This window comes from Sphingobium sp. VMM, from assembly GCF_056790315.1.
The window spans coordinates 205993-231061 of sequence record NZ_JBXGSI010000007.1; the positions used below are offsets into that span (position 1 = coordinate 205993).

The window sequence follows — 25069 nt, forward strand, 5'->3', positions numbered from 1 at the left end:
GGCGTTCCCTCGCTCCGGACCTTCCAAGTGACCCAATCTTCCCCCTGGCGCATCGAGGCACGCGCGCTCGTCACGCTCGCCATTCCCATGATCGCGGGCAATGTCGCCTGGTCGGGGATCGCCGCGACCGATCTGCTGCTCGTGGGCCGGCTGGGCGCGGAAGCGGTCGCCGCCGGGGCGCTGGCGATCAATCTCTTCAACGCGCTGCTGATCTTCGGCCTCGGCCTTGTCACCGCCGCCGCGCCGCTGATCGCCAGTGAGCGCGGCCGTCGCCGCCATTCGGTGCGCGACGTGCGTCGCACCGTCCACCAGACGCTGCGCGCCGCCGCCTTCTTCGTGCTGCCCGCCTGGCTGATCCTGTGGCATTGCGAGGCGATATTGCGCGCCATGGGCCAGGAGCCCGATCTGGCGCGCGAGGCCGGTCATCTGATGCGCGGCATGCAATGGGCGCTGCTGCCCTTCCTCTGTTTCACCACGCTGCGCAACTTCATCTCGGCACTGGAGCGCCCGCTCTGGGGCCTCATCATCATGCTGCTCGCCATCCCGTTCAACGTGCTGGTCGGCTGGGCGCTGATCTTCGGTCATCTCGGCCTGCCCGCGCTCGGCCTGCTGGGTGCCGGCATCGCCAGCACCCTGTCCTCGACCTTCCTGTTCCTGGGCCTGCTGACCGTCATCCTGGTCGATCGCCGCTTCCGCCGCTATCGGCTGATGGGCCGCTTCTGGACGCGCGACCGCGACCGGCAGCGGGCGGTCTGGACGCTGGGCCTGCCGATCGCAATCACGCTGGGGCTGGAAGTCACGGTGTTCAATGCCTCGGCTTTCCTGATGGGGCTGATCGACCGGGAATCGCTCGCCGCCCATGCCGTGGCGATCCAGATCGCCTCGCTGGTCTTCATGGTGCCGATGGGCATCGGCCAGGCCGCGACCGTGCGCGTCGGTGTCGCCTATGGCCGGGCCGATCCCGCCGCGATCGGCCGAGCCGGCTGGCTGGCGCTGATCGTCGGCACCGGCTTCGCCATGGCGGCCGCGCTGATGCTGGTCCTGATCCCGCGACCGCTGGTGTCGATCTTCCTCGACGTCCATGATCCGGCCAATCTCGCCACTGCCAATCTGGCCGTCAGCTTCCTGGCGGTCGCCGCGCTGTTCCAGTTGGTCGACGCTGCCCAGGCCGTCGGCGCCGGCGTGCTGCGCGGCATCCAGGATACCAAGGTGCCAATGATCTTCGCCCTGTTCGGCTACTGGATCATCGGTATCGGCATCGGCGCCCTGCTCGCTTTCCCGATGGGGCTGCATGGCGTGGGCATCTGGTTCGGCCTGGCTGCGGGCCTCGGCACGGTGGCGATCCTCCTGATCGCGCGCTGGTCGCTGCGCGACCGGCTGGGCCTGGTTCTGCGCTAGGAAAACGGCCGCACAATTCGTCTTGAAAATCCGGCTGGTTGCACGGCAGACACATGGTGCGACGCACAAAGCAATTGAAACGGGGCCGTGTTTCTTGATATGGGCGGCCCATCATGGACTCTCCGACCCCTATCTTCGAAGCGATCGCGCTTCAGAAGTGCCTCAAGGCGACCTATAACAAGATGGTCGTCACGTTGGCCCCGCACATCCTCTACACGCGCCATGACGAGATGTTCATGGACGCCGTGACCACGGACCGCGACGGCCGCCCGCCGCGCGAGCTGAAGCTGGGCACGTTCAAGCTGGCGGGCCTGAGCGACGTCGAGATTCTGGACGAGACGTTCGAGGCGATGCACGGCCTCTATGACCAGGGCGACGACAAATATAAGGGTGTGACCCTGTTCGCGGTCGATCCGCAGAGCGCCGCCGCCTGACCGGCACTGGCATCGCATCGACCGGAATGAAGAAGGGCGGCCAATGGCCGCCCTTTTCTTTTATCGTTACTTCTTGAGCCGATAGCCGGTGCGGAACACCCAAGCGATGATGCCGAGGCACAGCGCCAGCATGCCGCCCACGAACAGCAGGCTGAACTCGATCCCGACATCGCCCTTGCCGAAGAAGGTCCAGCGGAAGCCCGAGATCAGATAAACGATCGGATTGAACAGGGTGATGGTGCGCCACGGCTCGGCCAGCATGTGGATCGAGTAGAAGGCGCCGCCCAGGAAGGTCATCGGCGTGATGATCAGCAGCGGGATCACCTGCAACTGCTCGAACCCCTGCGCCCAGATGCCCAGGATGAAGCCGAACAGGCAGAAGCTCACCGCGATCAACAGCATGAAGCCGACCATGGCGAAGGGATGGGCGACCGGCAGGTCGACGAACAGATGGGCCGTGGCAAAGATGATGAAGCCGACGATCAACGCCTTGGTCGCCGCCGCCCCGACATAGGCGATCACCGTCTCCATCGCCGACACCGGTGCCGACAGCAGTTCGTAGATGGTGCCGGTGAACTTGGGCATGTAGATGCCGAAGCTGGCGTTGAAGATGCTCTCCGTGAACATCGACATCATGATGAGGCCCGGCACGATGAAAGCGGCATAGGGAATGCCGTCTATCTCGGTCATGCGCGAGCCGATCGCCCCGCCGAACACGATGAAATAGAGCGATGTGGTGATGACCGGCACCAGCAGGCCGGTCAGCCAGGTGCGCCGGAACCGGTGCAGCTCGAACTTGTAGATGGCGGCGACCGCGCGCAGATTGGGGCCGTTCATGCCGCTTTCTCCTGATGGACCAGGCTCACGAAAATATCCTCCAGGCTGCTCTGCCGCGTGTTGAGATCCTTGTATCCGATGCCGAGATCGCCCAGCTTGCGTAGCAACGCAGAGACGCCGGTGCGTTCGGCGCGGGTGTCGAACAGATATTCGATCTCCTGCCCCTGCGCCTTGAGCGCCACATCCCATTCGGCCAGTTCGGGCGGCAGCGCCTCGATCGGCTCGGCCAGCATGATCGACAGCGTCTTCTTGCCCAGCTTCTCCATCAGCGCGGTCTTGTCCTCGACCAGCATCAACTGGCCATGGTTGATGACGCCCACCCGGTCAGCCATTTCCTCGGCCTCCTCGATATAATGGGTGGTTAGGATGATGGTGACGCCGGTCTGGCGCAGTTCGCCGATCAGCTTCCACATGTCACGGCGCAGTTCGACGTCGACGCCGGCGGTCGGCTCGTCCAGGAACAGCACGCGCGGTTCGTGGCTCAGCGCCTTGGCGATCATCACGCGGCGCTTCATGCCACCGGAAAGCTCGCGGATCTTGTTGTGGCGCTTGTCCCATAGCGACAGGTCGCGCAGCACCTTTTCGACATAGGCGTCGTTGCGCGGCTTGCCAAAGAGGCCCCGGCTGAAGGTGACGGTGTCGATCACCCGCTCGAACTGATCGGTATTGAGTTCCTGCGGCACCAGGCCGATCGCAGCGCGCGCGCCGCGATAGTCGCGGATGATGTCATGGCCGGCGACCGTCACGGTGCCGCCAGAGGGGCGGACATTGGCGCAGATGATCGAGATCATCGTCGTCTTGCCCGCGCCATTGGGGCCGAGCAGCGCGAAAATCTCGCCCTCCTCGATATTCAGGTCGACGCCCTTGAGCGCCTGAAAGCCCGACGCATAGCTTTTCGTCAGGCCCTTGATTTCGATGATGGATGCCATGCGGCAGCGCCCCCTTTCCTTGTGTCGGCAAGATAGGAGGCGGACCGCGCCATGCAACCGGCAGCGCGGCAAATAGCGAAGCAGGGCAACATATTGGAAAAAGATTGAAGCCGGTAATGAGCGGGCATAGGCTTGACGCCCCACCATGTGGAGAAGGCTATGAAAAAGGCAATTCTCTATCTGTCGATCGCGTTGATCGTCGTTCCCGATATCGCCATTGCCCAGCAGGGCGGCCGACCACCATCAGGCGGCGGCGCTCGACCATCTCCGTCCACGCGCCCTGCCCCCGCCCCCTCACGCCCCGGCGGATCAGTGCAGCCTTCCCGCCCCGGCGGTCCGTCGACACAGCCGTCCCGGCCCGGTGCTTCTCGCCCGCAACCGCCCCGCCCCGGACAGCCTTCGCCCGGTCCGGGCCAGCCAGGTGGACCGGCAGTTCAACCACCCCGTCCGGGTGGCCCTTCGCCCCAGCCGCCCCGTCCCGGTGGTCCCGGCGTCCAGCCACCACGGCCAGGCCAGCCGCATCGCCCCGGCGCCGGCCGTCCGCCCAATTTCCGGCCGATCCCCGGCCCGGCCTTCCGCTATCCCCATGGCTATCGCTATCGGCGCTGGACGGTCGGCCTGTTCCTGCCGGCGGTCTTCTTCTCCAGCTATTATTATTACAACGACTATTGGCGCCTGGGCCTGGGCGCGCCGCCCTATGGCTATCGCTGGATCCGCTATGGCCCCGACCTGCTGCTGGTCGAGGTCCGGTCACGCCGCGTGGTCGATGTCGTCTATGGCGCCTTCTACTGAGGCAGAAACAGGAAGGGCCGCATCATCCGATGCGGCCCTTTTCTCTTGCCCCGATCATTCACCCCGTCGGGTGAAGCGGAAGACCGTCGCTGGCGGGAAATTGCGCACCGTATGGCCGGCGCGGACAACTTCCAGGCCTAGCTGGTCCAGCACCGCACGGCTGACCGGCGGTCGCGTTGAATAGGTGAACTGCACCAGGCTACCGCCCGGCTTCAGCATGCGGAAGGCTTCGGACAATATGTCGATGTGCATCGCGCGGTCCATCGCCAGCAGCGGCAGGCCGCTGACCACGGTCTGATAGTCGCCGGGGCCACCGGCGGCGGCGACCGAGACGATCTGCGCCGGCGTCTCCAGGATCGAGACATGCGGGAAATGACGCCGCAGTCCGCGCGCGAAGGCGGGGTTGATCTCCACCACCTCCAGCCGGTCGGCCGGCAGGCCGGTCTCCAGAATGGCGCGGGTGAAGACGCCCGTGCCCCCGCCCAGTTCCAGCACGCGGCCGCCCTGCGGATCGATGTCGGCCACCATCAGCCGCGCCAGATAGCGACTGCTGGGCACGACAGAGGCGGTCTGCCGGGGCTTCTTCACCCAGGCGGCAAGGAAATCGAGATATTCGGTGGCGCGGGCGCGAAACTCGCTGTTCGGCAGGGCGATTGCCCGGCTGCGCTTCGGCTTGTGCTGCATGGGCGAAATGCGACCGCTCCTTTCTGGTGCCGACTCCCCTTAGCGGGCCGGAACGCCCCCGTCGATTGGCTTAACAAGATTTCATGCCGGACCAGCAACGGCCGGTCCGGCACAAGCCCTTATTTCTGCTTGCCCGCTTCAGCCGCGGCCAGCACGCGCAACACATTGCCGGACCAGATTTTCTGTACGTCAGCCTCGCTATAGCCGGCCTTCAGCAGCGCGTCGGTGATCTTGGGCAGATCAACCACATCCTCCATGCCGACGACACCGCCGCCACCGTCCCAATCCAGGCCGATGCCGACATGATCGGGGCCGACGACCTTCAGCGCATGCAGCATATGCGCCATGAAATCGTCGAAGGTCGGCCGGTCGGTGTCGGGATAGAGTCGGTCGATCTCCTGCCGCTTGGCGAGCATCGCGGCCCGCGCCTCGGGCGAAACCTTGGCGTCCTCCCGCATCTGGCTGTAGAGTGCCATCAGCGCCTTCTGCCGTTCCGGATTGGGCTTGGACGCGCGTAGATAGGCGCCATAGGCATTCATCTGGATCACGCCGCCCTTGGCCGCCAGCGCCTTCAGATAATCGTCATCGATGTTGCGGGGATGGTCATAGACCGCCTTGCAGCCCGAATGGGTCAGCAGCACCGGCGTGGTCGACAGCGCCAGCAGATCGTCCAGCACCTGGTCTGAGCTGTGCGAGGCGTCGGGGACGATGCCGAGGCGATTCATTTCCTTCAGCAATTCCTTGCCGAGCGGGCTGAGGCCGCCATAGCGCGGCTTCTTCGACGGATCGGTCGAGCTGTCGGCGAACTGGTTATGCGCGAAATGGGCAAAGCCCGACACGCGCACGCCCATGTCGTAGAATGTCTTGATCAGCGAGACATCCTCGCCGAGCGGATAGGCATTTTCGATCGACATATAGACGATACGCTTGCCCGCCGCGGCGATTGGCGCCGCGTCCTTCGCCTCCAGCGCCAGCGTGAAATTGTCCGGGTCGGCCGCCACCATCGATCGGATCGACATGCCACGCAACAACGCGAAATCGCGCGCCTTGCGAAAGCCCTCGATCGTCAGCGGCCCCTGGCCGGTGTAGATCGCCCAGAAGCCGCCATCCAGGCCGCCCTTCTTCATCCGCGGCAGGTCGACCTGGGTGTAGTCGCTATGGACGCCATGCTCCTCGTCGATCGACCAGTCCGGCAGGTCGAGCGAGGCCGGGGTATCGAGATGGCTGTCGAGCGTGATCAGCTTCTGGTGCAGCTGATAGACCTGTTTCGACACGGTTTTTGGCTGGGCCTGCGCCGCAATCGGGAGCAGCGCGACCAGCGCTGCCCCCATCAGATAAGCATTCCGCATCAGATCTCGCCCGAAATGGTGAACTGGAAGGTGCGTGGGGACAACGGCCGGAAGGAACCGTCGCCCGTCACCGAGGAGGAGATGTAGGACAGCGTGTCCTTGTCGAAGATATTGTCGACGTTGAAGCGCGCCTTGATGCTCTTCACCGGGCCGAAGCTCCAGCCGTCGCCAATATCCACATAACCGCTGAACACGGTGTAAGCCGGTACGCTGGAGCCTGCCGTGTTGGTAAAGGTCGACCAGCGCTTCGACGTATATTTGCCGCTGATGTTCGCAACCAGCCAGCTTGCAGGCTCGATCGTGACGCCACCGCTGACGATCCACTTGGCGCTGTCCGGGATATATTTGCCGGAGGTCGCATAGGTGACCGACGCGACGATATCATCCTGGAACTTGGCGTTATTGTAGGTGACGTTGGCGTTGGCATAGGCCAGGCCGTTGAGGAAGGCCGGCTTGTAGGTGCCACTGGCTTCCACGCCGTAGGATTCGACACGGCCGACATTCTGGTAGAAGGTTTCGGTGGTGCTGCCGCCGCCTTCCTGGAAAGTGGTGATCGACTGGATGCGGTTCTTGAACTTGGTGTAGTAGCCCGCGATCGAGGCGTAGAGCTGCCCCTGGTTGGTACGGAAGCCGATTTCCATATTCTGCGCGCGTTCCGCCTTGGGCTGGGGCACCAGCGCCGACGTGCCGGTGCGCGTCACGGCATAAATGTCATCCATGCCCTTGGGCAGTGCCATCGTCTCGGCATAGGAGGCGAAGATCTGGCTGCGCTCGTTGATCTTGAACAGCAGGCCCGCCATCGGGAGGAACATGTCGCGATAATGGGCCGTATTATACTGCGCCCCCCAGCCTGCGACCGCCGTGCCGCCCACGACACGATAATAGTCGTCGAAATCGCGATAGCCGCCCAGGCTGTAGTCCAGCATCAGCCCCTTGAAGCCGGCATCCAGAATCAGCCGGTCATCCATCAGCTTGAGCGTGTCCTTCAGGAAGATCTGCAGCGTGTCGCGCTTGGACCGATAGTCGCGGCGCAGATAGACCAGTTCGTCCAGATTGGGCTCGCCATCGGGGGCGCCATCCATCGTGTTGTAGCGCGCCTGGGTACGGTGATATTTGTCGACTTCAGCCCAGATGCCGCCTTCCACGACATTATTGCCGCTTTCCCAATGCAGCTCGGTGGTCACGCCATAGCGATCGCCGCCGACGCCCGAACGGCCATATTGCACGCCCTTGGGGGCGGTGACGTCCAGCCCCGCAGCCGCTTGTGCCGTGTAGCGGGTCAGCGAGTTGGAATAGCTGTCGGGCGAGACGCCATAGCCATTCTTGTCTTCATAATAGAGGGTCGATTCCGCCCACACGCCGTCGGCGATACCCAGGTGGAAGGTGCCGCCATAGAGCTTGTCCTTCCGCACGTTGATCGCGAGGTTGTAGACATTGGTGTAGTTGGAATTGGAATAATAGACGCCCGCCGCCGTCGGCGCGAAGCCGGTCGTGGTATTGGGCACATTCTCGATATAGGCGAAGTCGCGGCCGCAGGCGCCGACCACGCTGGTGGCGGTGCAATTATACTGGGCGCGGGTGATCGTCGGCGAGTCATAGTCGAAGAAGTCGTTCGACACGAACTTGAAGCGCGCCCAGCTGTCGCCGCCCAGATCGGCATGGATCTGGCCTTCCCAATGTTCGCGATCGACCGAACCGGGGCCGCGCCACAGGTCGCTGTCCAGCTTGGTGCGGCTGACATAGGCCCGGAACGGCCCCACCCGGCCCGTGCTGGCGCGGATGAAGGTGCGCTTCATATTATTGTCGCCAAAGCTCTGCGACACGAACAGGCCCATCTCCTCCTGCGGGGCGATGCTGTTATACTGCACCACCGGGCCGAGGCTGGAATAGCTGGGCAGGCCGACATCGGCGGCGCCGACGGAGGCTTCCACCACGCCCAGATTTTCATTGTCGACATAGCGGAAGACAGGGCTGCCACCGAAGGCGTCGCTGCGGCCGGTCGGAATGCCGTCGACCACGAAGCCGATCTGGTCGAGGTTGAAGGCGCGGGTCTGGACGCTGTTGCCGAATTCATAGAGGCCCAGTGCACCGTCGGTCTGGACGTTGAAGCCGGGCAGTTGCTCCAGCATCTTCAGGCCCGAAATACCCGACGGCGCCGACAGCAGCGCCTCGCGCGTGACGGCGACGACATTGTTGATCTTGTCTTCGCCGATCGCTTCCGACGATTGCGAGATACGACGACCGGTCACCGTGATGCTGTCATTTTCGTCCGTTGGAGCAGCCTCCTGCGCCCAGGCAGCAGAGGATAAGGCACCCGCGCAGCAGGCAAGCAGCAGCGCAGCGCGAGACACGCGACGAACAGACGAAATCGAAGGCATAGAGGCTCCCTGTAGGCCCTGCAAAAGGGCAGTTCGCGCCAATCAGGAGCGCCCGCCCCTTCGGGCTATCGCGCCGTTCCTCCCCGGACCCTGGCCTGTCGATCGCCGCTTGAGGCGAGCGCAGCCATGTCATCCATTTGTCATCTGAAACGAGCCCTACGGGAAAATCCACCACACGCTTATGATGATTTCTCAAGCGGAACGAGGTGCCTCAAAGCATTGAGATTTCGCAATCAATGCCCGCTTCCTCGCACGCGCGCACAAAAAATCCTCCCCAGGTCAAGCCTGGAGAGGATCACAAAATCGCCTGCCCTCTCTTCGTCGGAGAGGATCGTTCCTGAAGGCCTTATCGCCCCTTCCAGACGCCCGGACGCTTCTCGACGAAGGCGGTCATGCCTTCCTTCTTGTCTTCGGTTGCAGTCAGGATCTGGAACAGGCGGCGCTCGGTCAAAATGCCCTGCGCCAGGTTGGTCTCGAACGCGATATTGACCATTTCCTTGTTCACCATCGCCGCCATCGGCGGCATCGCGGCGATCGCGGCGGCGGTCTTGAGCGCATCGTCCAGCAGTTCAGCGGCCGGCACGATCCGCGCGACCAGGCCAGCGCGCTCGGCCTCCTCGGCGCCCATCATCCGGCCGGTCAGGCACATTTCCATCGCCTTGGCCTTGCCCACGGCGCGGGTCAGCCGCTGCGACCCGCCCATGCCCGGCGCCACGCCCAGCTTCACCTCGGGCTGACCGAACTTGGCGGTGTCGGCTGCCAGGATGAAGTCCGCCATCATCGCCAGTTCGCAGCCACCGCCCAGCGCAAAGCCGGCAACCGCCGCGATCCACGGCTTGCGAGTGGCGACCACCTTGGTCTGCCAGTCGGAGAAGAAATCCTGCAGGAAGAAATCGGCCGCTTCCTTGTCGACCATCTCCTTGATGTCGGCGCCGGCGGCAAAGGCCTTTTCGCTGCCGGTCAGCACCGCACAATGCTGGGTCGGGTCGGCATCATAGGCGGCAAAGGCCGCGCCCAGATCCGCGAGCACCTGGCTGTTGAGCGCATTGAGCGCCTGCGGCCGGTTGAGCGTGATGAGCGTCACCGCGCCCTGCTGTTCCACCAGGATCGTTTCATATGCCATTGCCGTCTCCCTAAGCTGTCAGCGCCGATCTATGTCGGCCAAAAACGGATCGCCAGCCTTTGCGGGGCGGCGATTTTACCGATCCTATCGGCAAAGATGCATGAAATCCTGATCATAGCTGCGCATATGGGCGCCGCCATCGACATAGAGGGTCTGGCCCGTCACCGCCGTCGCGCCGGCGAGATAGAGAACGGCCTGCGCGATCTGCTCCGCCTGCGGCAGGCGACCGAGCGGCATCAGTTGCTCCAGCCGCGCCATCTGCTCCGCATCATAGTCGGGCGTGGCGATGGTAAGGCCGGGCGCCACCGCATTGACCCGCACCTGCGGCGCCAGGCTGCTGGCCGCCGTCTTCGTCAGGCCGGCCAGCGCCAGCTTGGACAGCGTATAGGCCAGCTGATCGCCATGGGGATGGTCGATCCGCTGGTCGAGGATATTGACGATGCAGCGATCGCCGGTCCCGGCCGGCACCGTCGCGAACGCCTTAGTCAGCATCGCGGGCGCCGCGCAATTGACCGCATAATGGCGCATCAGATCGTCGGCGGTGACGCTGTCGATCCGGTCCTGGCCGAAGATCGCCGCACTGTTGACCAGCAGGTCGGGCGGCCGGCCGAAGCGTTCGGCAACCTGCGCGACCAGTTCCTCGGCAGCTTCGGGATCGGCGAAGTCGACGACGAAACCTTCCCACTCGGCGCCGTTCTCCTCCAGCGCGATCGCCAGATGAGAGTCCAGCCGCGTGTCATGGCTGCCATGGATGGCGAGCGAATAGCCGGCCTGCGCCAGCGCCGCCGAAATGATGCCGCCCAGCCGGCGATGGCCGCCGGTCACGAGCGCCAGCCGGCGCGAGGCCAGCGGCAAGGGGCCGGTCGGCCCGGCATCCTTCTTCGCGCCGCCGATCGGGCGATAGGCGGGCTCGGCGCCCTCCCCCTCTCCGGTCACATCATTCACGAGGCGATGAGCTTCAGCACTTCCTCGCGCGACTTTTCATCGTCGCGGAAGACGCCGAGCATGCGGCTGGTCTTCATGATGACATTGGGGGTGCGCACGCCGCGGCCGGTCATGCAGCCATGGGTCGCCTCGATCACCACGGCGACGCCCTGGGGCTTGAGATTTTCCCAGATGCAGTTGGCGACTTCGGAGGTCAGCCGTTCCTGCACCTGCAGCCGGTTGGCATAGGCGTGCAGCACGCGAGCCAGCTTGGAAATGCCGACCACATAATCGCCGGGCAGATAGGCGATGTGCGCGCGCCCGACGATCGGCGCCATATGATGTTCGCAATGCGACTGGAACGGAATGTCCTTCAGCAGCACGACATCGTCATAGCCGCCCACCTCATGGAAGATGCGCGAGAGATGATAGGCCGGATCATCATTATAGCCGCGGCAATATTCGCGCCAGGCGCGGGCCACCCGCTCGGGCGTTTCCACCAGCCCCTCGCGCTCAGGCGCATCGCCCGACCAACGGATGAGGGTGCGGATCGCCTCCGACACTTCGGCCGGGACCGGCTCCTTCGAGCCTTCGCCTACGGTTTCCGCATCGGGATCATATGCCATGAACTGGGCCACTCCATAATTGTTGGCCCCGGCATATGGCGACTGCGTGCCCGTCTGACCAGCCCTTTTGCCCCGGCTGGACACAACATCGCTGTGGTGGCAAATCACAGTCTAACGGGAACGCACCACATAAAAATGTCATTACAATCGCAAGATCATGCGCACTGAACGCATCGCCGCCGTCCTTCTGGCAGCCGGCATGTCGACCCGCTTCGGCGAGGAAGACAAGCTGATGGCTGACCTGCGCGGCAAGCCGGTTGCCGCGCACACGCTGGAAACCATCGCCTCCATGGCCTTTGCCGAACTGGTCGCCGTCGTGCGGCCCATCGAATTTGCACCGATATTGCATCGCAAGCTCGACCGGCGCGGCTTCGATATCGTCGTCAACGAGCATCCCGAGGAAGGCCTGTCGAGCAGCATCCGGCTCGCGGTCGAACATGTTATGGACAAGCGCAAGGTGCGCGGCATCCTGATCTGCCTGGCCGACATGCCCGACGTGCCGCAGACCCATTATAACCATCTTTGTATGGCGGCCGAGGACATAAGATCGGTCGTCGCCAGCACCGACGGCTTCTCTTCCTCCCCGCCCGCCTTCATTGGCCGCAAGCATTTCCCCGAACTGCTGACACTTAAAGGGGATCAGGGCGCCCGCGCGCTGCTGAGCCACGGCATCCAGATCGAGACGATCGGCAATGTGCTGCACGACATCGATACGCCGGAGGATCTTGGCCGCCCCCCGGTGACACCGACCTGAGGCCCCAAAGGGGCAGGCGAAGCCGCTTTGCCTTGCCCCGCTTCAGGTCGATCGCGTCGGATCGGTCAGACCGTCGCCCATTTCCCGCGGATCAGGGGCACGACTGAGCGGCAGCGAGCCGGTCTGGCGTTCCAGCATGCGATGCACCACTGGCGGCTTGCCACCGCTGTGCAGCGCGTGGATCGTGTCGCTGTTGGTGATGTCGGCGATGGTGCGCCGCTGGTTATGGCGGACATAGTCGAGCCAGGTCGACACATGATAGCGTTCGACCCAGAGTTCCGGATCGCCCAGGTCGCGCATCAGCGACCAGCCATGCGCGCCATCGCGCTTGCGAATGCGGCGGCGCTCGCTCATCGCGCTGAGGAAGGGGACGACCGATCCCACCGGGATGCGATATTCGATGGTGATGACCACCGGGCCGCTGCGCGGCTCGACCGGCACCGCCGTCTCCGGCTCGCGCCAGCGGTTCTGGAGATCGAGATTGTCATCGCCGATCTGCGGCAGCGGACGAACGAAGCCGATCAGCGCGGCGACCAGTTGCACCGCGGCGGAGGCATAGAGGGCGTCCACCACGCCATGATCCTCGGCCAGATTGCCGAACAGCCAGGCGCCGATCGCCATGCCGCCGAACGCGGTCATCTGATAGATGGCGACGGCGCGGGCGACGACCCAGCGCGGCGCCGACATCTGGACCGACACGTTGAAGGTCGACAGCGCCATGACCCAGCCCGCCCCGGCGAGCAGATAGCCGAGCAGCGCCAGCGCCAGATAGCCCGACATGGCCGTGATCGCCGTTCCCGCCGCAAGCGACAGGGCGGCGGACCGCACGATCGCCTCGATCGAGAAGCGCGCGCGCAACCGCCGGGTGGAGAGCGCCCCGGCCACCGCGCCGACGCCGAAGGCACCGCTGGTAAGGCCGAAGGTCAGCGCGCCGCCGCCCAGCACATCGCGCGCCACCAGCGGCATCAGCGCCGACACCGCACTGGCGCCGATGCCGAAGGCGCCGCCGCGCAGCAGCACGAGTTGGATCTTTGGCGACATCGAGACATAGCTGACACCGGCCCACATCGCGACGCCCAGCCGCTCACGCGGCAGCAGTTTGGGCGGCAATTCCGGTCGCCACCGCGCCAGCACCGCGACCAGGCCGATATAGCTGACCGCATTGGCAAGGAACGCCGCCGCCGCGCCCGCCGCCGCGACGATCACGCCGCCCAGCGCCGGGCCGGTGCTGCGGGCGAGGTTGAAGCCCATGCTGTTCATCGCGACGGCACTGGGCAGCACGCTGCGCGGCACCATGTCGCCGACCGATGCCTGCCAGGCGGGGCCGTTCACCGCCGTCGCGCAGCCGATCAGGAAGGTGAATCCCAGCAATGTCCAGGGCGTCAGCGCACCAAGCCAGGCGACCAGTGCAAGGGCCGTGGACACCAGCAGCATGAACAGCTGGCAGGCCATCATCACCTTGCGCCGATCCAGATTGTCGGCGACCGCGCCGGCCCAGAGCGAGAACAGCATGATCGGCAGCGTCGTCGACGCCGGCACCAGCGCGACCAGCACCGGCGAGGCGGACAGCGAAGTCATCATCCAGGCCGCACCGACCGACTGGATCAGCCCGCCGAAATTGGACGCCAGGCTCGCGATCCAGATCGCGCGGAAGATGGGAATGGCAAAGGGCGAGGAAGGCTGGGGGGACTCGGTGTCAGGCACGAAAACCATCAAGCGGATTTAGGAACGTCGGTCAAACCCGCGACTCGGCCTTTGGTTCACATCCGTCCGGTACGCAGCGCCCGGCCCCAGTCGGGCCGGCCGCGAGCATCGGCCGTGGCGGCCGCGCGTTCGACATCATAGGCGACCAGCATGATCTCCGCGTACCAGCCGTCGGCCATCCGCTCGACCAATGCATAACGGGCATCGGGCGATCCGGTCTCCACCTTGTGCGGCGAGGGTCGATCATCCTCATAGGCCGGCAGGCCGACGCTGCCCGGATTGACGATCAGCCTGCCATCGACGCGACGATGGATGCGCGGCACATGGGTATGGCCGCACAGGATCAACGGCGCGACAACGTCCCCTGCCCGCGCCTCGACCTCCACCTCAGTCGCGGCGCGCAAGCCGGTCGGTTCGACCGTTTCCAGCCAATAGTCGATGTCGCTGTCCGGCGTGCCATGGACCATCAATATCTCATCCGTCAGCCACAGCGTCTCGGGCAATCCAGCGATCCAGTCGCGATGGCGCGGCGCCAGCAGATCATGGGTCGCCCGGTCCGACGCGCCCATCCGGTCGGGCGCCAGTGTCAGCAATTGCCGCTCATGATTGCCTCGGATCGTCGGCATATCCAACGCCATCAGCCGATCGGCGGTCTCGCAGGGAAACAACGGCCCCGACAAGATGTCACCGAGATTGACACATAGATCGACATTGCGCGCAGCCACGTCCGCCAGCACGGCGTTAAGCGCATCGATATTGCCGTGGATGTCGGAAAGAACCGCAATCTTCACCTGGCGCTTGTCCCGCTGCAATCACGCCCCACATCAGGCCCGCACCTGACCTTACGGCAAGGCCATGTCGGCGGAAACCGACCAATTGAGGCTTGCACTTTACGTAAACGTAAATACATTCAGGGCCACTTCCGGTGCGCCAAAAGCCGCCAACGGAGAGGGAAAAGGAACCATGGAAGCCTATATTTACGACGCCGTCCGCACGCCCCGTGGCCGGGGCAAGAGCGACGGTTCGCTCCACGACATCACCCCCATCCAGCTTGCGACGCAGATGCTCGAAGCGGTGCGCGACCGCACCCAGATCGACACCGCAGACGTCGATGACGTGATCCTGGGCTGCGTCAGCCCGGTGGGCGAACAGGGCGCGGACATCGCGCGCGTCGCCGTGCTCAACGCCGACTATGCCCAGACCGTGCCGGGCGTGCAGATCAACCGTTTCTGCGCATCGGGCCTGGAAGCGGTCAACATGGCCGCGGCCAAGGTCTATTCGGGCGAGGCGATGTTCGCGATCGGCGGCGGCGTCGAATCGATGAGCCGCGTGCCGATGGCATCGGACGGCGGCGCCTGGGCGATGGACCCGGCGGTCGCCTACAAGACGTATTTCGCGCCCCAGGGCATCGGCGCCGACGTGATCGCCACCAAGTTCGGCATCAGCCGCGACGATGTCGACGCCTATGCCGTCGAGAGCCAGCGCCGCGCCAAGGCCGCCTGGGACGAAGGCCGTTTCAAGAAGTCGATCGTGCCGGTCCGCGACGTGATCGGCGGCATCGCGCTCGACCATGACGAACATATGCGCCCCGACGCGACGATGCAGTCGCTCGGCAGCCTGAAGCCCAGCTTCCAGGCACTGGGTGAGGACATGCCCGGCTTCGATACCGTCGCCCTGCTGCGCTATCCCGAGCTGGAAAAGGTCAACCATGTCCATCACGCCGGCAACAGCAGCGGCATCGTCGATGGCGCCGCCGCGGTTCTCGTCGGCAACAAGGAAATCGGCGAGAAATACGGCCTGAAGCCGCGTGCGAAGATCAAGGCGATGGCCTCGATCGGTTCGGAACCGCTGATCATGCTGACCGGCCCGGAATTTGTCGCCGGTAAGCTGCTGGCCCGTGCTGGCATGACCACCGCCGACATCGACCTGTGGGAACTGAACGAAGCCTTCGCCTCGGTCGTGCTGCGCTACATGCAGGCGATGAACCTCGATCACAGCAAGATCAACGTCAATGGCGGCGCGATCGCCATGGGCCATCCGCTGGGCGCCACCGGTGCCATGGTGCTGGGCACCGCGCTCGACGAGTTGGAACGCTCGGGCAAGGGCACCGCGCTCATCAATCTGTGCGTCGGCGCAGGCATGGGCACCGGCATCATCATCGAGCGCGTGTAAGCGGCGGACGCAAGGAGAGACACACATGGAAACCATCCGCTTCGACATCGATGCCGACGGCATCGCCACCCTGACGATCGACGTGCCCGGCCAGTCGATGAACGTCATCGGCCCCGACTTCCTGGCTGACCTCGACGCCGCCATCACCCGCATCGCGTCGGAAGAGGGCATCAAGGGCGCGGTCATCGCATCGGGCAAGGACAGCGGCTTCATGGCCGGCATGGACCTGAAATATTTCGGGTCGATGCTCGCCAGCGCTGATGGACAGCGCCCCGCCCCCACCGCGATCTTCGACAATGTGTTCGTGCTGAACCAGTTGTTCCGTCGCCTGGAAACCGCCGGCAAGCCGGTCGCCTGCGCGATCGAGGGCACCTGCGTCGGCGGCGGCTTCGAACTGGCGCTGGCCTGCCATCGCCGCTTCGTCGGCGACAGCCCCAAGACCCAGCTCGGCCTGCCCGAAATCCTGATCGGCCTGTTCCCCGGCGGCGGCGGATCGCAGCGCCTGCCGCGCATCATGGGCGTGCAGGCGTCGCTGATGTACATGCTGCAGGGCAAGCTGTTCCGCCCGGCCGAAGCCGCGATGCTGAAGGTCGTCGACACCGTGGTGCCGCAGGGCACGGCGCTTGCCGCCGCCAAGGACTGGGTCAAGGCGAACCCGACCGCCAATACCCAGCCCTGGGACGTCAAGGGCTTCAAGGTTCCAGGCGGCGCGGGCGGCTTCAACCCCGCCTTCGTCCAGACCATGGCCGGCGCCCTGCCGATGACGCTCAAGCAGACCCAGCGCAACATGAACGCGCCGATCGCTTTGCTGTCGGCGGTCTATGAGGGCATCACCCTGCCGATGGACCGGGCGATCCGGATCGAGAGCAAATATTTCGCGAAGGTCGCTGCCGATCCGCAGGCGTCGAACATGATCCGCACCCTGTTCGTCAACAAGCAGGCGGCCGAGCGCGGCGCGCGTCGTCCCAAGGACGAGCCCAAGGCGCCGACCACCAAGCTCGCCATGCTGGGCGCCGGCATGATGGGCGCGGGCATCGCCACCGTCGCGGCGCAGGCCGGCATGGACGTGGTGCTGTTCGACCGCGACCAGGCCTATGCCGAGAAGGGCAAGGCCCATGTCGAAGCGGTGCTGGCCAAGCGCCTGGGCCGTGGCATGACGCCCGAGAAGATGGCCGCCACCCTGGCCCGCGTGACGCCCACCACCGACTATGCAGCACTCGCCGGCGCCGACTTCGTGATCGAGGCGGTGTTCGAGGATGTGAGCATCAAGGCGGAAGTGACCAAGCAGGTCGAAGCCGTGCTGGGCGCCGACACCATCTTCGGTTCCAACACCTCGACCCTGCCGATCACCAAGCTGGCCAATGCCTGGTCCAAGCCCGAGAATTTCATCGGCGTCCACTTCTTCTCGCCGGTCGAGAAGATGCCGCTGGTCGAGATCATCCTGGGTGAAAAGACCGGCCCGGCCGCGATCGCCAAGGCGCTCGACTTCGTTGCCCAGATCAAGAAGACGCCGATCGTTGTCCATGACAGCCGCGGCTTCTACACCTCGCGCAGCTTCGGCACCTATGTGCAGGAAGGCGCGGAACTGGTCGGCGAAGGCATCAATCCGGCGCTCATCGAAAATGCCGGCAAGCAGCTTGGCATGCCGACCGGCCCGCTGGCGGTCAGCGATGAAGTGTCGATCGAACTGGGCGTCAAGATCATGACCGCCGCCAAGAAGGAACTGGGCGACGCCTATGTTCCCCAGGGGTCGGACGACATCATGCTCAAGATGGTCGAGGCCGATCGCCTGGGCCGCAAGAATGGCAAGGGCTGGTACGACTATCCCGAAGGCGGCAAGAAGCATCTCTCGCCGGTGCTGGGCGATCTGTTCCCGCGCGCCGACGCCCAGCCGGATGTCGAGGAAGTCAAGGAACGCCTCCTCTATCGCCAGCTGATCGAATGCGCCCGCTGCTTCGAGGAAGGCGTGCTGGAAACGCCGGAAGATGGCGACATCGGCGCGATCTTCGGCTGGGGCTTCGCGCCTTACACCGGCGGTCCGTTCAGCCATATGGACACGGTCGGCATCGCCCATGTCGTGGCCGTGCTGGACCGGCTAGCCGCCGCCCATGGCCCGCGCTTCGCCCCCACGGCGCAGTTGCGGGAAATGGCCGCCAACGGCGCGACCTTCTATCGCCCCGTTCCGTCTCGCGCTGCAGCATGAGCGATTTGTAAATCGTAACGCTTCTGTATTAGGTCTCCCCGGACATATTCGGGGAGACCTTTTTCTTATGAGCAAGCCAACGGTTCTGGTCACGGGCGGCGCCGGCTATATCGGCAGCCATGCGGTGCTGGCGCTGAAGGATGCCGGCTATGGCGTGGTGGTGATCGACAATCTGGTCACCGGCTTCCGCTGGGCCGTGCCGCAGGACGTCCCCTTCGTGCAGGGCGACATTGCCGACCAGCCGCTGGTACAGGCGACGCTGCGCGAACATGGCGTTCAGGCGATCATGCATTTCGCCGGATCGGTGGTGGTGCCGGAATCGGTCGAGAACCCGCTCAAATATTATAACAATAATAGCGCCAAGACCCGCGACCTGCTGGAGAGCGTGGTCGCCGTCGGCGTGCCCCATTTCATCTTCTCCTCGACCGCCGCCACCTATGGCATCCCGGAGGAAAGCCCGGTCAGGGAAACGACGCCGCAGCGGCCGATCAATCCCTATGGTATGTCGAAGCTGATGACGGAGTATATGCTGCGCGACGTCGCCGCCGCCCACGCCATGAACTTCTGCGCACTGCGCTATTTCAACGTCGCCGGCGCCGATCCGCAGGGCCGCACCGGCCAGTCGACGGCTGGCGCCACTCACCTGATCAAGGTCGCGGTCGAGGCGGCACTGGGCAAGCGCAGCCATGTCAGCGTCTTCGGCACGGATTTCGCCACGCCCGACGGCACCGGCGTGCGCGACTATATCCATGTCAGCGATCTCGCCGCCGCCCATGTGCTGGCGCTCGAAGCGCTGATCGCCCACCCCGATCGCAATTACATGCTCAATTGCGGCTATGGCCGGGGCTTCTCCGTGCTCGAAGTGCTGGACGCGGTCGACCGGGTCACGAACATGACGATCGAGCGCCGGTTGGAAGGGCGCCGTGCGGGCGATCCCGATGCGCTGATTTCCGACAATAGCGCGCTGATGGCGGAATTTCCCTGGCAGCCGCGCTATGCCGACCTCGGCCAGATCGTCGACCATGCGCTCGCCTGGGAACGCAAGCTCAGCGATATCCAGAAGGCATGAGCGAAGCCAGCGTCCGCGCCTTCTTCGCCGCGCAGGCGCCCGATGTGGCGATCATCGACCAGGGCGTCAGCACTGCAACGGTGATCGAGGCGGCCGCCGCGCTGGGCGTCGAACCGGCGCGCATCGCCAAGACCCTGTCGCTGCGCGTCGGCGAGACGGTGGTGCTGGTCTGCGCGCGCGGCGACGCCCGCCTGTCCAATGGCAAGGCGAAGGCGGCGCTGGGCGCCAAGCCGCGCATGCTGGGCGCGCATGAGGTGGAGGAGATTACCGGCCATCCGGTCGGCGGCGTCTGCCCCTTCGGTCTCGCCAGTGCCCTGCCCGTCTATTGCGATGTCTCGTTGCAGGCGTTCGGCACCGTGTTTCCGGCGGCGGGATCGCGCACCGCCTCGGTCGAACTGACGCCCGAACGGCTTGCCGCCTTGACCGGGGCGCAATGGATCGACATCTGCACCCTTCCCGAAATCGTCGAGTGAGAGCCATGCCGACCGAACATCTTTTCGCCACCGGTGCGCAGGCCGCCACCGATATCGCCGCCCGCATCGCCATGCTGTTGTCGGAGGCGATCGCCGAACGGGGTGTCGCGACGCTCGCCGTCTCGGGCGGCCGCTCGCCCCGCCCCGTGCTGGAAGCGCTGTCGAAGGTTCCGCTCGACTGGACGAAGCTGATCGTCACGCTGGTCGACGAACGCTGGGTCGATCCGGTCAGCGCCGACAGCAACGAACGGCTGGTGCGCGAAACCCTGCTCCAGGGCCCGGCGGCCGCCGCCCGCTTCGTGCCGATGAAGAACGGCGCCGCCGACGCCTATGCCGGCCAAAGCGCGGTCGAGGCGGACTTTGCCGCCCTGCCCTGGCCGTTCGACATCATCCTGCTCGGCATGGGCGATGACGGCCATACCGCCTCGATCTTCCCGGAAGGCAAGGAATTGGCCGAAGGGCTTTCCACTCAGGCTTACACTATCGCTGCCACCCCTCCGGTCGCGCCGCACCAGCGCCTGTCGCTGACCGCGCACGCGATCCTGCAAAGCCGCCATATCTTCCTGCAGATCGGCGGCGCGGGCAAGAAGGCGGTCTATGACCAGGCGCTCGCCGGCGGCCCGGTCGAAGAACTCCCGATCCGCCTCGCCCTGCTGCAGGACGAGGTGCCGGTCGAGGTGTGGATCGCGGAATCCTAAAAACATCCTCCCCCGCAAGGGGAGGGGGACCATGTGCGCAGCAAATGGTGGAGGGGTATCCCGTTTGCGATAGGGCAACACCCCTCCGTCACGCGCTTCGCGCGCGCCACCTCCCCTTGCAGGGGAGGATCATCGGTCCCGTACCTTATGTTTCGAGATCAGATAACGCCACACCCCGACCGCGTTGATCGCCAACAGCGCGACATTCTGCCAGCCGATCCCCTCGCTGTCCTTGTCGAGAAAGCCCCAGCCGATCAGCGCGATCGAACTGGTGGCGAACAGCACGAAGGCCCAGCCGGTAATCCGCCGCCCCAGGTTCAGCGACACCACCAGCGCCGCGAGCGTGGCCGCTCCCGCGCCATAATATTGCAGGGCGGTGAGCAGCGCCTGGTTCATGCCAGACAGAACGTAGCGGCCATGGACATGGTTGCCCGCACAGAATAGGCACCCGGCATGATTGCCCAGATCGATCCCTTCCACGCCATCGCCATCAGCCGCGAGGCCCATGCCCTCAAGGCTGCGGGCCGCTCCATCCTGCATATGGAGTTCGGCCAGCCCTCGACCGGCGCGCCGGCCGCCGCGATCGCGCTAGCGCATGAGGTGCTCGACACCGATCCGATGGGCTATTGGGAAAGTCCGGCGCTCAAGGAGCGGATCGCCCGCCTCTATACCGATCGGCACAATGTCGCTGTCGATCCAGAACAGGTTCTGCTGACCTGCGGCGCGTCGCCCGGCCTGGTGCTGGCGCTCACCAGCCTGTTCGCGCCCGGCGCCCGCGTCGCCACCGCACGGCCGGGCTATGTCGCCTATCGCAACACGTTGAAGGCCCTCTATCTGGAGCCGGTCGAGATCGCCTGCGGTCCGGCCGAACGCTATCAGATCAGCGCCGACGCGCTGGCTGCGCTCGATCCCGCGCCAGACGGCCTGATCCTCGCCAGCCCGGCCAACCCGACCGGCACGATCATCCCGGCCGACGAACTGGCGGCGATCGCCAGGGTCTGCGCCGACCGTGGCATCCGCATCATCTCCGACGAAATCTATCATGGCCTCAGCTTCGGCGAGCCGGCCCGGTCGATGCTGGAATTTGCCCCCGATGCGGTGATCGTGAACAGCTTCTCCAAATATTTCAGCATGGCCGGCTGGCGGCTGGGCTGGATCGTCGTGCCCGCCGACCTGATCGGCGCGGCGCGGGCGCGGATGGGCAATCTGTTCCTCACGCCGCCGGTGCTGGCGCAGCAGGCGGGGCTTGCCGCCTTCGACTGCACCGATGAGCTGGAGGGCCATGTCGACACCTATCGCCGCAACCGGCAATTGCTGCTCGACGCCCTGCCCGCGCTCGGCCTCGCCAGCATCGCGCCGCCCGATGGCGCCTTCTATATCTATGCCGATATCAGCCATCTCACCAATGACAGCCTGGCCTTTTGCCAGAAGTTGCTGCGCGAGACCGGCGTCGCCACAGCGCCCGGTATCGATTTCGATCCGGTCGACGGCCACCGCTTCATCCGCTTCAGCTTCGCCGTCTCGACCGACCGGGTCGAGGATGCGATTGCGCGGATGATCCCCTGGTTCCAGGCGCAGCCGGGCCGCTGAAAAAAGAAATGAGCTAACGGACCCGAGAGGGTCCGCAAGGCCAAAGGCCGTCCGAGCTTATGCGAGGAAAGCCAAGCGGGCGGATGCCCGCGCCGGCGCCTGAGGCCAATCAAATAGTGGTGCGGGCGGTCGGAATCGAACCGACACTCCTTGCGGAACCGGATTTTGAGTCCGGCGCGTCTACCAGTTTCACCACGCCCGCATCTGATCGTGGAAGGGGGCACCTAGCAGGTCATGAACCGGCTGCAAAGCCCCCAAAAATCACTCCCGCAACAAAGCCGCCAGGCAGGCGAAACAAGGGCCTAGCGGCGGGCCCGCAACCGAGCGCGCAAGGCGAGGCCATAGCCGATCGTCACGGCCATCCCCACCGCCACCGCGATGCAGCCGCCAACGACCGCCACCGGTATCGGCGCGAACGCCCAGAAGCCGGCATAGATAATGCCGCTGAGCGCCATCGACCAGCCGCCGACGCGTGCCACCTGCCGCGCGCAGGCGTCGGGCAGGAAAGCCTTGGGCATGCGATTGCCATACCAGGCGATCATCAACCCGTTGGCGCCGATCACCAGCCGCGTGACCATGTCACTGTCCAGCCAGTCGAGCTTGCGCCCCTGACTGGCGGCCAGCGCCAGCAGCAGGATACCGCCGCCCCAGAGCAGGCCCGCCTTCAATTCCCTGTCCATCCTGCCTTCTCCCGATGCTGATCCGGCGCCTCCACGCCGATGCCGAACGACTGGGCAAAGCCCAGCAGCGCCTCTTCCAGCACCGACAGCTTGAGATGATAGATGACCGACTTGCCGGCCTTTTCCGCATGGACCAGGTCGGCCTCCTTCAGCACCGCGAAATGCGCCGACATGGTCGGTTTGGAGACATCGAACTGGTCGCTCAGCTCACCCGCGCTCATCGGCCCCTGCCGCAGCAATTGCAGCACCCGGCGACGGGTCGGATCGGACAAGGCGCGGAAGACCTGGCTCATGATGAGATGATTAGCTAAATATCGAAATGAGTCAAGCGGCCATGACGATCCTCGTGGCGCTGCCGCGCCGGCTGCGATAGGGAGCGGCCAAAGTTTCCTTCAATCCAGGCAGAGACATGGCCCGCAAATATTCCAAACATGGCCCCTATGAAGATGTGCAGCGCGAGGAAGCGGAAGCGCCGCCCCCGCCGCCCTGCTGGTTGTGCGGGCGTCCAACGGGCACGACCATCGTGTGGCACCATCCCGTTCCCAAGAGCCGGGGCGGCCGCGATGTCGTGCCGATGCACGGCATCTGCCAGCAGACGCTGATCGCCAATTTCACCAATTCCGAACTGCAGCGCCACCGCATGGACGTGGAGGGCCTGCTGCTCCATCCGCCGATCCGCAAGTTTGTCGACTGGGTGGCGAACAAGGATCCCGATTTCACCGCGACCATCACCAAGAAGCAGCGCTGATCACAGTCAGCGCTGCCACCTGATCGGCCGGCCGGTCAGAACAGCCCCGGCACCTCGCGCTGGGCCGGATTGGGCCGCTGCGGCGCCAGCAATTCGCGCGGGGCGGACACCGGCGACGTCACCGCCTTGCGGCTGAGCGTCGCCACCGCGCCGCCGATCGGCGTGCAGCTGCGCCCGGCGATGAAGTCCAGCGCCTGTCGGACCGACGCTTCGCGCGGGTCGCCCAGCGGATAGCTGATATCGTCCCACGACTGGCAACTGGCCTTCATGCTGCTCGCCAGCCCGTCATAATAATCGGCATTGCCCGCGCTGTTCTGGGTGGCGAAGGCCACCACGCGCAACCGGTCGTCACAGGCCGCGCGATCGACCGCGATCTGGCCGACCGGCTTGCCATAGGTGTTGGCGCCGATCAGCCCAGCCTGCGCGCCCAGATAGGGGATGAAGGCGTTGATCACCAGTTCGCTCGCCGATGCCGTCCCGCCGCTGCCGATGAAGGCGATCCGCGTGGGCGCCACCGATTGCGCCAGCGGCTCGAAATTATAGGTCTCGTTCTCCGCGCTCTTTTCCGGGCGGAAGGTCATGCGGGTGAAGACGTCGGTCGGCGCCCGGTTCGCGCCCATCAGATCGCCCAGCAGCTTGGCCGTCGACACCAGGCCGCCGCCATTATAGCGCAGGTCGAGGATGATGTCGGTCACGCCCTGCGCCTTGAAACCGGCAAAGGCGTCGCGCAGCGGCTGTTCCGCCGACAGGATGAAGGTGCGCAGATTGACATAGCCGACACGGCGGCCGCCATCGTCGATCACTCGTGCGCCATAGCGGTTCGATACCGGCATCAGGTCGAAGTCGCGCTTGGTTACCGATACGGTCCGCGTACTGGTCGCGTCGGCGATGCGCAGCAGCCGCGTGGTTCCGGCACTGTCCGGCCCCATCGCATCGGCCACGGCATCGGCACCGCCCGACGCGAACAGCGACGACACGCTGCGCATGTTGGTGATGCTGGTGCCGATCTCCAATATCTCCGCGCCGCGATCGATGCCGGCGGCCAGCGCCGGGCCGTTCTCGAACGCTTCGATGACGAACAGGCGGGTACCCCCGCTGTCGGTCGCGAAGCGCAGGCCGAAGCCGGCGCTCGACCCCGACTGATAATAGGCATCCTCCGCCTTGATGGAGGTGAGATAGGTGAAATAGCGATCCCGCCGCTGCGACCGCGCGCCCTGCGTCAGCGCGTCGATATAGCTGTCGACACTGGCATAGCCGGCCGGGCTGAGCGCGGACGGCAGGGTTTCGGGGAAAAGATACCATTCCTTGAGCGTCGCCGCCGCCCAATCCTGCCGCTCCCGCACCGAACAGGTGGCGGTCGGCGTGGGCGTGGGCGTCACGGTCGGCGGCGCAGTGCCCGCACTGTCGGATCCGCCACCGCCACAAGCGGCCAGCATCGCCAGCCCACCCGCCAGCAACGCCAGGCGCGCAACCCCATGCTTCATCATTATTCCCCCCAAAGACC

Annotated in this window: 25 protein-coding genes and 1 tRNA gene; 11 read left to right on the forward strand and 15 right to left on the reverse strand. The window is 65.1% G+C overall.

Features of this window, described 5'->3' with window-relative positions:
- Positions 1-87: 87 nt before the first annotated feature.
- Both ACUCV3_RS11340 and ACUCV3_RS11345 read left to right on the forward strand, forming a co-directional pair.
- Complete coding sequence (locus tag ACUCV3_RS11340) at positions 88-1398, forward strand: MATE family efflux transporter (RefSeq protein WP_279728550.1); 1311 nt, start codon at positions 88-90, stop codon at positions 1396-1398.
- Between the two features lie 113 nt (positions 1399-1511).
- Positions 1512-1832 (forward strand): WYL domain-containing protein, encoded by a 321-nt coding sequence (locus ACUCV3_RS11345; RefSeq protein WP_004212065.1) that lies wholly within the window; start codon positions 1512-1514, stop codon positions 1830-1832.
- Positions 1833-1898: 66 nt separating this feature from the next.
- On the opposite strand, the gene ACUCV3_RS11350 is transcribed toward ACUCV3_RS11345, so the two are convergent.
- Both ACUCV3_RS11350 and ACUCV3_RS11355 read right to left on the reverse strand, forming a co-directional pair.
- Entirely contained in the window at positions 1899-2669 is a 771-nt protein-coding gene (locus ACUCV3_RS11350; protein ID WP_159366546.1) for an ABC transporter permease, read from the reverse strand.
- Entirely contained in the window at positions 2666-3598 is a 933-nt protein-coding gene (locus tag ACUCV3_RS11355) for an ABC transporter ATP-binding protein (protein ID WP_279728534.1), read from the reverse strand. Before ACUCV3_RS11355 ends, ACUCV3_RS11350 begins: the two co-directional genes overlap by 4 nt.
- 159 nt (positions 3599-3757) lie before the next feature.
- On the opposite strand from ACUCV3_RS11355, the gene ACUCV3_RS11360 reads away from it, so the two are divergent.
- On the forward strand, positions 3758-4390 hold the full coding sequence (locus tag ACUCV3_RS11360; protein WP_279728533.1) for an RcnB family protein: 633 nt from the start codon (positions 3758-3760) through the stop codon (positions 4388-4390).
- Positions 4391-4444: 54 nt separating this feature from the next.
- Here the strand turns inward: ACUCV3_RS11360 and ACUCV3_RS11365 are convergent, their stop codons facing one another.
- The 6 genes from ACUCV3_RS11365 to folE form a co-directional block, all read right to left on the reverse strand.
- Complete coding sequence (locus ACUCV3_RS11365; protein WP_004212060.1) at positions 4445-5074, reverse strand: class I SAM-dependent methyltransferase; 630 nt, start codon at positions 5072-5074, stop codon at positions 4445-4447.
- Positions 5075-5193: 119 nt separating this feature from the next.
- Positions 5194-6423, reverse strand: coding sequence for a dipeptidase (locus ACUCV3_RS11370; protein WP_482240631.1), 1230 nt, complete (start codon positions 6421-6423; stop codon positions 5194-5196).
- Positions 6423-8801 (reverse strand): TonB-dependent receptor, encoded by a 2379-nt coding sequence (locus ACUCV3_RS11375; protein WP_482240632.1) that lies wholly within the window; start codon positions 8799-8801, stop codon positions 6423-6425. Before ACUCV3_RS11375 ends, ACUCV3_RS11370 begins: the two co-directional genes overlap by 1 nt.
- 346 nt (positions 8802-9147) lie before the next feature.
- On the reverse strand, positions 9148-9924 hold the full coding sequence (locus ACUCV3_RS11380) for an enoyl-CoA hydratase-related protein (RefSeq protein ID WP_048937020.1): 777 nt from the start codon (positions 9922-9924) through the stop codon (positions 9148-9150).
- 84 nt (positions 9925-10008) lie between these two features.
- Entirely contained in the window at positions 10009-10869 is an 861-nt protein-coding gene (locus ACUCV3_RS11385) for an SDR family oxidoreductase (protein ID WP_010335387.1), read from the reverse strand.
- Positions 10866-11474: a GTP cyclohydrolase I FolE gene (gene folE, locus ACUCV3_RS11390; RefSeq protein WP_037507879.1), complete on the reverse strand. Its 609-nt coding sequence runs from the start codon at positions 11472-11474 to the stop codon at positions 10866-10868. Before folE ends, ACUCV3_RS11385 begins: the two co-directional genes overlap by 4 nt.
- A 157-nt stretch (positions 11475-11631) precedes the next feature.
- On the opposite strand from folE, the gene ACUCV3_RS11395 reads away from it, so the two are divergent.
- Entirely contained in the window at positions 11632-12228 is a 597-nt protein-coding gene (locus ACUCV3_RS11395; protein WP_482240633.1) for a nucleotidyltransferase family protein, read from the forward strand.
- 42 nt (positions 12229-12270) lie between these two features.
- Here the strand turns inward: ACUCV3_RS11395 and ACUCV3_RS11400 are convergent, their stop codons facing one another.
- Both ACUCV3_RS11400 and ACUCV3_RS11405 read right to left on the reverse strand, forming a co-directional pair.
- Entirely contained in the window at positions 12271-13941 is a 1671-nt protein-coding gene (locus tag ACUCV3_RS11400; protein WP_004212052.1) for an MFS transporter, read from the reverse strand.
- A gap of 47 nt (positions 13942-13988) precedes the next feature.
- Entirely contained in the window at positions 13989-14744 is a 756-nt protein-coding gene (locus ACUCV3_RS11405) for a metallophosphoesterase family protein (protein ID WP_279728528.1), read from the reverse strand.
- Between the two features lie 151 nt (positions 14745-14895).
- On the opposite strand from ACUCV3_RS11405, the gene ACUCV3_RS11410 reads away from it, so the two are divergent.
- From ACUCV3_RS11410 to pgl, 5 genes are all read left to right on the forward strand, one after another.
- Complete coding sequence (locus tag ACUCV3_RS11410; protein WP_037507876.1) at positions 14896-16104, forward strand: acetyl-CoA C-acetyltransferase; 1209 nt, start codon at positions 14896-14898, stop codon at positions 16102-16104.
- Positions 16105-16129: 25 nt separating this feature from the next.
- Positions 16130-18307 (forward strand): 3-hydroxyacyl-CoA dehydrogenase NAD-binding domain-containing protein, encoded by a 2178-nt coding sequence (locus tag ACUCV3_RS11415; protein WP_279728527.1) that lies wholly within the window; start codon positions 16130-16132, stop codon positions 18305-18307.
- Positions 18308-18374: 67 nt separating this feature from the next.
- Positions 18375-19376 (forward strand): UDP-glucose 4-epimerase GalE, encoded by a 1002-nt coding sequence (gene galE, locus ACUCV3_RS11420; RefSeq protein WP_017503447.1) that lies wholly within the window; start codon positions 18375-18377, stop codon positions 19374-19376.
- Positions 19373-19849 (forward strand): YbaK/EbsC family protein, encoded by a 477-nt coding sequence (locus ACUCV3_RS11425; protein WP_279728526.1) that lies wholly within the window; start codon positions 19373-19375, stop codon positions 19847-19849. Before galE ends, ACUCV3_RS11425 begins: the two co-directional genes overlap by 4 nt.
- A 5-nt stretch (positions 19850-19854) precedes the next feature.
- The gene (gene pgl, locus ACUCV3_RS11430) at positions 19855-20547 is read left to right on the forward strand and encodes a 6-phosphogluconolactonase (protein ID WP_279728525.1); all 693 of its coding nucleotides are present in this window, start codon (positions 19855-19857) and stop codon (positions 20545-20547) included.
- A gap of 129 nt (positions 20548-20676) precedes the next feature.
- Here the strand turns inward: pgl and ACUCV3_RS11435 are convergent, their stop codons facing one another.
- Positions 20677-20943 carry a hypothetical protein gene (locus ACUCV3_RS11435; RefSeq protein ID WP_279728549.1) on the reverse strand — a complete coding sequence of 89 codons (267 nt, stop codon included), beginning with the start codon at positions 20941-20943 and terminating at the stop codon, positions 20677-20679.
- A 57-nt stretch (positions 20944-21000) separates the two neighbouring features.
- Here ACUCV3_RS11435 and ACUCV3_RS11440 point away from each other — a divergent pair, with 57 nt between their 5' ends.
- Complete coding sequence (locus ACUCV3_RS11440) at positions 21001-22137, forward strand: aminotransferase class I/II-fold pyridoxal phosphate-dependent enzyme (RefSeq protein WP_482240634.1); 1137 nt, start codon at positions 21001-21003, stop codon at positions 22135-22137.
- Positions 22138-22254: 117 nt separating this feature from the next.
- Here the strand turns inward: ACUCV3_RS11440 and ACUCV3_RS11445 are convergent.
- From ACUCV3_RS11445 to ACUCV3_RS11455, 3 genes are all read right to left on the reverse strand, one after another.
- Positions 22255-22339: transfer RNA gene (locus ACUCV3_RS11445), tRNA-Leu, on the reverse strand.
- Between the two features lie 100 nt (positions 22340-22439).
- The gene (locus tag ACUCV3_RS11450) at positions 22440-22817 is read right to left on the reverse strand and encodes an ammonium transporter (protein ID WP_279728523.1); all 378 of its coding nucleotides are present in this window, start codon (positions 22815-22817) and stop codon (positions 22440-22442) included.
- Positions 22802-23110 carry an autorepressor SdpR family transcription factor gene (locus tag ACUCV3_RS11455; protein ID WP_004212039.1) on the reverse strand — a complete coding sequence of 103 codons (309 nt, stop codon included), beginning with the start codon at positions 23108-23110 and terminating at the stop codon, positions 22802-22804. Before ACUCV3_RS11455 ends, ACUCV3_RS11450 begins: the two co-directional genes overlap by 16 nt.
- A 116-nt stretch (positions 23111-23226) precedes the next feature.
- On the opposite strand from ACUCV3_RS11455, the gene ACUCV3_RS11460 reads away from it, so the two are divergent.
- On the forward strand, positions 23227-23565 hold the full coding sequence (locus ACUCV3_RS11460) for a hypothetical protein (RefSeq protein ID WP_482240635.1): 339 nt from the start codon (positions 23227-23229) through the stop codon (positions 23563-23565).
- A 35-nt stretch (positions 23566-23600) separates the two neighbouring features.
- Here the strand turns inward: ACUCV3_RS11460 and ACUCV3_RS11465 are convergent, their stop codons facing one another.
- Positions 23601-25052, reverse strand: a complete 1452-nt coding sequence (locus ACUCV3_RS11465) for a S41 family peptidase (RefSeq protein ID WP_482240636.1) — start codon at positions 25050-25052, stop codon at positions 23601-23603.
- Between the last annotated feature and the right edge of the window lie 17 nt (positions 25053-25069).

What these genes read in the sequence shown, in the direction of transcription:
- ACUCV3_RS11455 (WP_004212039.1), bottom strand. Translation starts at nt 23,110, where the DNA reads ATGAGCCAGGTCTTCCGCGCCTTGTCCGATCCGACCCGTCGCCGGGTG.
- ACUCV3_RS11415 (WP_279728527.1), top strand. Translation starts at nt 16,130, where the DNA reads ATGGAAACCATCCGCTTCGACATCGATGCCGACGGCATCGCCACCCTG.
- ACUCV3_RS11425 (WP_279728526.1), top strand. Translation starts at nt 19,373, where the DNA reads ATGAGCGAAGCCAGCGTCCGCGCCTTCTTCGCCGCGCAGGCGCCCGAT.
- ACUCV3_RS11365 (WP_004212060.1), bottom strand. Translation starts at nt 5,074, where the DNA reads ATGCAGCACAAGCCGAAGCGCAGCCGGGCAATCGCCCTGCCGAACAGC.
- ACUCV3_RS11370 (WP_482240631.1), bottom strand. Translation starts at nt 6,423, where the DNA reads ATGCGGAATGCTTATCTGATGGGGGCAGCGCTGGTCGCGCTGCTCCCG.
- ACUCV3_RS11380 (WP_048937020.1), bottom strand. Translation starts at nt 9,924, where the DNA reads ATGGCATATGAAACGATCCTGGTGGAACAGCAGGGCGCGGTGACGCTC.
- ACUCV3_RS11350 (WP_159366546.1), bottom strand. Translation starts at nt 2,669, where the DNA reads ATGAACGGCCCCAATCTGCGCGCGGTCGCCGCCATCTACAAGTTCGAG.
- ACUCV3_RS11435 (WP_279728549.1), bottom strand. Translation starts at nt 20,943, where the DNA reads ATGAACCAGGCGCTGCTCACCGCCCTGCAATATTATGGCGCGGGAGCG.
- ACUCV3_RS11440 (WP_482240634.1), top strand. Translation starts at nt 21,001, where the DNA reads ATGATTGCCCAGATCGATCCCTTCCACGCCATCGCCATCAGCCGCGAG.
- ACUCV3_RS11410 (WP_037507876.1), top strand. Translation starts at nt 14,896, where the DNA reads ATGGAAGCCTATATTTACGACGCCGTCCGCACGCCCCGTGGCCGGGGC.
- ACUCV3_RS11400 (WP_004212052.1), bottom strand. Translation starts at nt 13,941, where the DNA reads ATGGTTTTCGTGCCTGACACCGAGTCCCCCCAGCCTTCCTCGCCCTTT.
- galE (WP_017503447.1), top strand. Translation starts at nt 18,375, where the DNA reads ATGAGCAAGCCAACGGTTCTGGTCACGGGCGGCGCCGGCTATATCGGC.
- ACUCV3_RS11465 (WP_482240636.1), bottom strand. Translation starts at nt 25,052, where the DNA reads ATGATGAAGCATGGGGTTGCGCGCCTGGCGTTGCTGGCGGGTGGGCTG.
- ACUCV3_RS11375 (WP_482240632.1), bottom strand. Translation starts at nt 8,801, where the DNA reads ATGCCTTCGATTTCGTCTGTTCGTCGCGTGTCTCGCGCTGCGCTGCTG.
- pgl (WP_279728525.1), top strand. Translation starts at nt 19,855, where the DNA reads ATGCCGACCGAACATCTTTTCGCCACCGGTGCGCAGGCCGCCACCGAT.
- ACUCV3_RS11360 (WP_279728533.1), top strand. Translation starts at nt 3,758, where the DNA reads ATGAAAAAGGCAATTCTCTATCTGTCGATCGCGTTGATCGTCGTTCCC.
- folE (WP_037507879.1), bottom strand. Translation starts at nt 11,474, where the DNA reads ATGGCATATGATCCCGATGCGGAAACCGTAGGCGAAGGCTCGAAGGAG.
- ACUCV3_RS11340 (WP_279728550.1), top strand. Translation starts at nt 88, where the DNA reads ATGATCGCGGGCAATGTCGCCTGGTCGGGGATCGCCGCGACCGATCTG.
- ACUCV3_RS11355 (WP_279728534.1), bottom strand. Translation starts at nt 3,598, where the DNA reads ATGGCATCCATCATCGAAATCAAGGGCCTGACGAAAAGCTATGCGTCG.
- ACUCV3_RS11460 (WP_482240635.1), top strand. Translation starts at nt 23,227, where the DNA reads ATGGCCCGCAAATATTCCAAACATGGCCCCTATGAAGATGTGCAGCGC.
- ACUCV3_RS11345 (WP_004212065.1), top strand. Translation starts at nt 1,512, where the DNA reads ATGGACTCTCCGACCCCTATCTTCGAAGCGATCGCGCTTCAGAAGTGC.
- ACUCV3_RS11450 (WP_279728523.1), bottom strand. Translation starts at nt 22,817, where the DNA reads ATGGACAGGGAATTGAAGGCGGGCCTGCTCTGGGGCGGCGGTATCCTG.
- ACUCV3_RS11395 (WP_482240633.1), top strand. Translation starts at nt 11,632, where the DNA reads ATGCGCACTGAACGCATCGCCGCCGTCCTTCTGGCAGCCGGCATGTCG.